Annotated in this window: 6 protein-coding genes; 2 read left to right on the forward strand and 4 right to left on the reverse strand. The window is 75.5% G+C overall.

Translation table 11 applies throughout. The features are described from left to right. The first annotated feature begins 63 nt into the window (after positions 1–63). Both Q7T67_RS06300 and Q7T67_RS06305 read left to right on the forward strand, forming a co-directional pair. Positions 64–843, forward strand: a complete 780-nt coding sequence (locus Q7T67_RS06300) for an S-adenosyl-l-methionine hydroxide adenosyltransferase family protein (protein WP_304787137.1) — start codon at positions 64–66, stop codon at positions 841–843. A 68-nt stretch (positions 844–911) separates the two neighbouring features. After that, complete coding sequence (locus Q7T67_RS06305; RefSeq protein ID WP_304787127.1) at positions 912–1,820, forward strand: biotin--[acetyl-CoA-carboxylase] ligase; 909 nt, start codon at positions 912–914, stop codon at positions 1,818–1,820. Between the two features lie 57 nt (positions 1,821–1,877). Here the strand turns inward: Q7T67_RS06305 and Q7T67_RS06310 are convergent, their stop codons facing one another. The 4 genes from Q7T67_RS06310 to Q7T67_RS06325 form a co-directional block, all read right to left on the reverse strand. Continuing rightward, the gene (locus tag Q7T67_RS06310; RefSeq protein WP_304787129.1) at positions 1,878–2,552 is read right to left on the reverse strand and encodes a methyltransferase; all 675 of its coding nucleotides are present in this window, start codon (positions 2,550–2,552) and stop codon (positions 1,878–1,880) included. A gap of 199 nt (positions 2,553–2,751) precedes the next feature. Beyond that, positions 2,752–4,785, reverse strand: a complete 2,034-nt coding sequence (locus tag Q7T67_RS06315) for an acetoacetate--CoA ligase (protein ID WP_304787131.1) — start codon at positions 4,783–4,785, stop codon at positions 2,752–2,754. A 9-nt stretch (positions 4,786–4,794) separates the two neighbouring features. Further along, positions 4,795–5,946, reverse strand: a complete 1,152-nt coding sequence (locus tag Q7T67_RS06320; protein ID WP_304787133.1) for an acetyl-CoA C-acyltransferase — start codon at positions 5,944–5,946, stop codon at positions 4,795–4,797. A gap of 106 nt (positions 5,947–6,052) precedes the next feature. Next, the coding region (locus Q7T67_RS06325; protein WP_304787135.1) for a class II aldolase/adducin family protein at positions 6,053–6,743 on the reverse strand (691 nt) is incomplete at its 5' end.

Here is a 6,743-nt window from a genome sequence, read left to right on the forward strand (position 1 = left end):
GGACCCCGTGCACGCCCGTGACCTGTCTAGGATCGGCCCATCGAGCGCACGACTGTCACCTTCCTGTCGGACTACGGCCTGCGCGACGAGTTCGTCGGCGTGTGTCACGCGGTCATGGCCCGCATCGCCCCCGAGGCGCGGGTCATCGACCTGACCCACGGGATCCCCTCCTTCGACGTGCGGCTCGGGGCCATCACCCTGCAGCGGGCGCTGCCCTACGCCCCGCCCGGCGTGCACCTCGCCGTCGTGGACCCCGAGGTCGGCGGCCGCCGCCGGCCGATCGCCATCCGGGTGGCCGAGGACGACCGGGTGCTCGTCGGGCCCGACAACGGCCTGCTGTGGCTGGCGGCCCAGCGCTTCGGCGGCATCGTGCAGGCGGCGGACCTGACCAGCTCGCCGTACCGCCTGGAGCCGGTCTCCGCAACCTTCCACGGCCGCGACATCTTCGCCCCGATCGCCGCGCGCCTGGCCGCAGGGCTCGACCTCGACGACGTCGGCGCGCCCCTGGACCCCGAGATCGTGGCGCCGATGCCGATGCCGATGGCGGAGTTCGACGGGGACGACCTGATCGCCCACGCCCTGGCCTTCGATCGCTTCGGCAACGTGCTGCTGGATCTCGAGCACGAGGAGCTGACGGCGGGCGTCGGCCTGCGCCTAGGCGAGGCGGTGGAGATCAACGGGGTCCGCGGCGTCTACGCGACGACGTTCGCCGACGTCGCCCCCGGCGCCGTGCTGCTCTACGAGGACGCCAACCGCGCGATGGCCATCGCGGTCAACCGGGCCTCGGCCCGCGAGGCGCTCGAGCTCGTCCCGGACGCCCGCGTCCGCATCCGCCGGGCGTAGGCCCGCGCACGTCGCCGCGCCGGCGCGGCCCACCCCGACAGCCCACCTCCGAGACCCGAGGCCGATCCGTGACCCCGTCCCCGACCGACCCGCATCCCCAGGGCCGGCGGCACCCGCCCGCCGGGTCGTCCGCCGAGGGCGACCTGCGCTCTCAGGGGGAGTCGCATCAGCCGGGCGAGCCGCATCCGCCCAGCGGGCCGCGCCGCCTCGGCGAGCCGCGCCACCACCACGACGAGCTGGGCTCGACGAACGACGAGGCCCGGCGACTCGGTGCCGAGGGCGCACCGCACGGGACGACCGTGACCGCGACCGCCCAGACCGCCGGTCGCGGGCGCCAGGGCCGACCGTGGGTCGCCCCGCCCGGCCGCGCGCTGACCGTCTCCGTCGTGCTGCGTGATCTGCCGAGCCCGGCGCTGCTGCCCCTGGCCGTGGCCGTGGCGGTGGCCCGCACGGTCGGCGACGAGGCCCGGATCAAGTGGCCCAACGACGTGGTGCTCGTGGACGAGGACCCCGCGTCCGACGCCGTCACCGACGGGCCCTGCCATCCTGCGCCGCCCGCGGCTGCCCCGGCACCGCTCCGCAAGATCGCGGGCATCCTCTGCGAGGGCCGGCCCGCCGAGGGCTGGGCGGTCGCGGGGATCGGCCTGAACGTCGCCCTCGACCTGGCGGACGTCCCCGCCGAGATCGCCGACCGCGCGGCGACGATGGGGCGCGAGCCCTCCGAGCTCGACGCCGTGCTCCGGGAGCTCCTGGAGCAGCTGGCGCTGGTGCTCGACCTCCCGGCGGACGAGCTGCTGGCCGCGTGGTCGACCCGCGACGTGCTCCGGGGAGCGACGATCGGGTGGGAGCGCCCGGGCGGCGGCCCCGGGGGCGAGGGCGTCGCCGACGGGGTCGACGAGCAGGGCCGCCTGCGCGTCCGGACCGCCAACGGCGTCGAGCTGCTCGACGCCGGCGAGGTCCACCTGCTGCGACGGTAGCCGCTGGACCCCGACGCGGATCGCGGCCGTGGCGCCTCCCCACGTCGGGCGGCCGCGTCAGGCCGGAACGCGACGGGCGCGAGCGGGTTCTCGTGCGGTCCGCCGCCGGAGCCGCCGCACCACCGGGGCCCCGGACGCAGGGGTGCCGAGCACCTCGACCGTCCACGTCGCCTCGGCGAGCGGCCAGAACCGGCGCCCCGGCGGACGTCCGGGGTCGGCGATCCAGGCCTCGCCGCCGGGGGCGACGACCCGGTCGAGGGTCGCCAGCAGGGCCGGCCCGTTGCGGGACTCGTAGAGGACGTCGGCCGCGAGCACGAGGGGCCAGCGGTCCCCCGCCCCGACGCCGTCCGCCCCCGCGAACCAGTCCAGCCGCAGCGGCTCGACCCGCACGTCGTTGCGCTCCGCGTTGTCGGCCAGCAGCTCGAGCGCGGCCGGCGCCCAGTCCGACGCGGTGACCTCCGCGCCGAGCCGTGCGGCCACGAGCGACGGGAGCGCCAGGCCGCAGCCGAGCTCGAGGACGCGGTCGCCGGGGCGGAGCCGGTCGGCCAGCAGCTCGGCGAGCGCCGGGGCGGACGGCCAGAGGGCGGCCCAGTACGGCAGGAACTCGCCGTCGGCGAAGGCGTCGGCGTCCACCAGCGCCTCGAGGTCGCGCGGTCGCCGGACGTCCAGCTCGACGTCGCCGAGGACGACGTGCTCCGCCACGAGGTCGGACGGGGGCGGGAGACCGGGCACCCGCCCGACCGTAGCGGGCCGCGGCGGTGGGGACGGTCCGCGGCCACGTCCGCCGCCGCCCCTCGCTGTGCGCCCTCCGCCGTCGTCCGTCGTCCGTCGTCGTCCGCGTCCGCCGTCTGCCGCTGTCCGCCGTCCGCCGCCCGCCGCCGCCTGCCGTCCGCCGCCGCCTGCCGTCCGCCGCCGGCCCGGGCCGCTGCGGTCACCCCGCTGCGGCCAGCTCCCCCGCCAGCGCCGCAAGCGCGTCGAGGGCCTCCGGGTTGCCCAGGCTGTCGCGGCTGACGACCTTCTCGGCGGGCTCGCCCATGAGGATGCGCTTCAGCGGCACCTCCAGCGCCTTGCCCGAGAGCGTCCGGGGGACGGCCGCGACCGCGTGGACGGCGTCGGGGACGTGGCGCGGCGAGCAGTCCTCGCGCACCCGCCGGGCGATCCTGCGGGTCAGGTCGTCGTCGAGCGTCACCCCGTCGCGGAGGACGACGAAGAGCAGGATCCGGCCGTTGGCCGAGGCGTCGGTGGGATGCGGGACGTCGACGACGACCGCGTCGAGCAGCTCGTCGAGCTCGAGGACCGCGCGGTAGATCTCGGCGGTGCCCATGCGGATGCCGCCGCGGTTGATCGTCGCGTCGCTGCGACCGGAGATCACGGCCGTGCCGCGCTCCGTCACGGTGATCCAGTCGCCGTGACGCCAGGCACCCGGATAGTCCTCGAAGTAGCTGCCGCGGTAGCGCGAGCCGTCCTCGTCGCCCCAGAAGAACACCGGCATCGACGGCATCGGCTCGGTCACGACGAGCTCCCCGACCTCGCCGATCAGCGGGTGCCCCTCGGGGTCGAACGCCGCCAGTGCCGCTCCCAGCGCGCGCGCCTGGAGCTCGCCGCGGTGGACCGGCAGCGTCGGGACGCCTCCGACGAACGCGGTGCAGAGGTCGCTGCCCCCGCTCGTGGAGAACAGCCACAGGTCGGGCCCCAGGTGCGCGTAGACCCAGTCGAACCCGTCGGTGGACAGCGGCGACCCGGTCGACCCGACGGCCCGGAGCGCCGAGAGGTCGCGGCCCTCGCGGGGCACGACCCCCGCCTTCATCGACCCGGCGATGAAGCTGGCGCTGGTGCCGAACGTCGTGATGCCCGTCTCCTCGGCCAGGTCCCACAGCCGCCCGAGGTCGGGGGTGCCGGGGTCGCCGTCGAAGAGCACGACCGTCGCGCCGACGAGGAGCCCGCCGAGCAGCAGGTTCCACATCATCCAGCCCGTGGTGGTGAACCAGAACAGGCGGTCGCCCGGCCCGGCGTCCATCTGCAGGCCGAGCGCCTTGAGGTGCTCCAGGACGATCCCGCCGTGCCCGTGCACGATCGGCTTGGGCAGCCCGGTGGTGCCCGACGAGTAGAGGACCCACAGCGGGTGGTCGAACGGCACCTGCGCGAAGACGAGCGGCTCGCCGCGCACGAGCGCGTCGTCCCACAGCACGACGTCGCGCAGGTCCGAGAGGTCGGGCGCGTCCTGCAGGTACGGCAGGACCACCGTCGTGCTCACCGTCGGCAGCGCGTCCTGCAGCTGGGCGACGACGGCGCGGCGGTCGTGGTCCTTGCCGCCGTAGCGGTAGCCGTCGACGGCGAGCAGGACCTTCGGCTCGATCTGCGCGAAGCGGTCGATCACGGTGCGCGGCCCGAAGTCGGGCGAGCACGACGCCCAGGTCGCGCCGAGCGACGCGCAGGCCAGGAACGCCGCCGTGGTCTCCGGGACGTTGGGCATGTACGCGACGACGCGGTCGCCCTCGCCGACCCCGAGCGCGCGCAGGCCGGCGGCGAGCTCGGCGACCCGCTCGCGCAGCTGGCCGCGGGTCCAGGTGACCAGGCCGTCACGGGACTCGGAGCGGGCGAGGATCGCCGGATAATCGTCGTCGTCGGCGGCGCGAGGCCCCGCGGACCCCGGCGGCCCACCCGGACCGGCCCCCTCCCGCAGCGCGTGCTCCGCGTAGTTCAGCCGCGCGCCCGTGAACCACGTGGTCACGGCGTCGGGCAGCGTCCGCGTCCCGAGCACCCGCTCGTACGGGGCGCTCGCCCGCACGTCGAACCACTCCCAGACCGTCGCCCAGAAGGTCTCCAGCTCGGTGGTCGACCAGCGCCAGAGCGCGTCGTAGTCGGGCAGCTCGACGCCGTGGGTGCGCTCGACGTGGCGGGCGAAGGCGGTGACCGTGGAGGCCTCGATCGACTCCGCGGTGGGCGACCAGAGGAGGTCCGACATGGCGGAGGCCTAGATCCGCTCGACCAGTGCAGCCATCCCGAGGCCGCCGGCCACGCACATCGACTCGATCCCGTAGCGGCCGTTCCTGGCCTCCAGCCCGTTGATCAGCGTCGTCATGATCCGTGCCCCGGTCATGCCGAACGGGTGGCCCAGCGCGATCGAGCCGCCGAACGGGTTGAGCTGCTCCGCGTCGATCCCGAGCTCGTCCATGCACGGCACGATCTGCGCGGCGAAGGCCTCGTTGATCTCGACGATGTCGATGTCCTCGATCTTCATGCCGGTGGCGGCGAGCAGCTTCTGGATCGCCGGGATCGGGCCGACGCCCATGATCTCGGGGCGCAGCGCGGCGACCGAGGTGGCGATGATCCGGGCGCGCGGCGTCAGGCCGAGCCGCTCGGCCTTGTCGGCGCTCATGATCAGCGTCGCGGCCGCGCCGTCGTTCAGGGGGCACGCGTTGCCGGCCGTGACGGTGCCGTTCTCGGGGTCGAAGACGGGCTTCAGGCCCGCCAGCTTCTCCATCGTGGTGCCCGGACGCGGCCCGTCGTCCTGGGAGACGACCGTGCCGTCCTCGAGCGTGAAGGGGACGATCTCCTTGTCGAAGTGCCCCGACGCCTGCGAGGCGACCGCGCGTTCCTGGCTCTTCACGGCCCAGGCGTCCTGCGCCTCGCGGGAGACCTTCCACTGTTTCGCGACGTTCTCGGCGGTCAGGCCCATCGAGATGTAGACGTCGCAGATCGCGCCGTCGGAGCCGTTCAGCCGCGGGTGCAGCTCCCACGGCGAGCCCGGGCCGTAGCGCGAGACGGCCTCGACGCCGGAGGCGATGAACTGGTCTCCCTCGCCGGCCTTGATTGCGTGGAACGCGGTGCGGATCGTGTGCAGCGACGACGCGCAGAAGCGGTTGCTGGTGACGCCCGGGACCTCGAACGGCAGGCCCGCCAGCAGCGACGCGGTCCGCGCGATGTTCGAGCTGTGCTCGCCGTCGCCGTTGGCGGCACCCATCAGCACGTCGACGGTCTCGGCCCAGTCCACGCCGGGGTTGCGCTCGACCAGCGCCCGGATCGGGGCGGCGGCCAGGTCGTCGGCGCGGACGTCCTTCAGCGACCCCTTGACGGCACGCCCGATGGGGGTGCGGACGGCATCGACGATCACGGCTTCGGGCACGACGGGACTCCCTCGAGGAACGATGGACGGCACCCGTGATCCTCGCACTGTGGCGTCGCGCCACCGCGCGTCCCCGCGCTCGTCCGCCGTCGCGCGCGGTCGGCGCTCAGTCGGCCGGGGTGCGGGCGCCGTCGCCCAGCACCGCCGAGGCGGCGCCGGTCGCCCACGGCGCGGCACCCCGCACGAGCCAGGCGACCTGGGCCTGCCGCTCGACCACCCGCGCGGCCAGCAGCGCGTCCTGCGGGGTGTCGCCGACGCTCAGGACGCCGTGCCGGCCGAGCAGGACGACGGTCCCGGACCCGAGGGTCGCCGCGGCGCCGGCAGCGAGCTCGTCGCTGCCGGCGGGCGCCGGCGGGCTGGTGCGCACCGGGTCGATGCCGTGGTAGGCGAGGTCCTCGAGCTCGGGCTGCAGGGGCTCGTCGAGGAAGCTCCAGGCGGTGGCGGCGACGGAGTGGGTGTGCAGGACGCAGCGCACGTCCGGCCGCGAGCGGTAGACGGCCAGGTGGAGCGGCAGCTCGCGCGACGGTGTGCCGTTCCCGAGCGTGACGCCGGTGGCGACGTCGACCATCACGAGGTCGCGGGCGCGCATCGACGCGTAGTCGGTCCGGGTCGGGGTGACGTGCGCGGTCGGGCCGGTGCGGACCGACACGTTGCCGACGGTCCCGACGACGAGGCCCTCGGGCTCCAGCGTCTGCGCCACCCGGATCGCGTCGCCCAGCAGCGAGCGGTCCGACGCCCGGGCGCGGCCCGCCGGCGGTCGGCCCGCGCCGACGCCGGCCGGCGTCCGGCCGGGGCCC

Source organism: Patulibacter sp. (assembly GCF_030655195.1).
In the GTDB taxonomy this organism is placed as follows: domain Bacteria; phylum Actinomycetota; class Thermoleophilia; order Solirubrobacterales; family Solirubrobacteraceae; genus Patulibacter.

Bases quoted from the DNA above. Each gene is read 5' to 3' on its own strand.
- Q7T67_RS06315 (WP_304787131.1), bottom strand. From the start codon at position 4,785: ATGTCGGACCTCCTCTGGTCGCCCACCGCGGAGTCGATCGAGGCCTCC.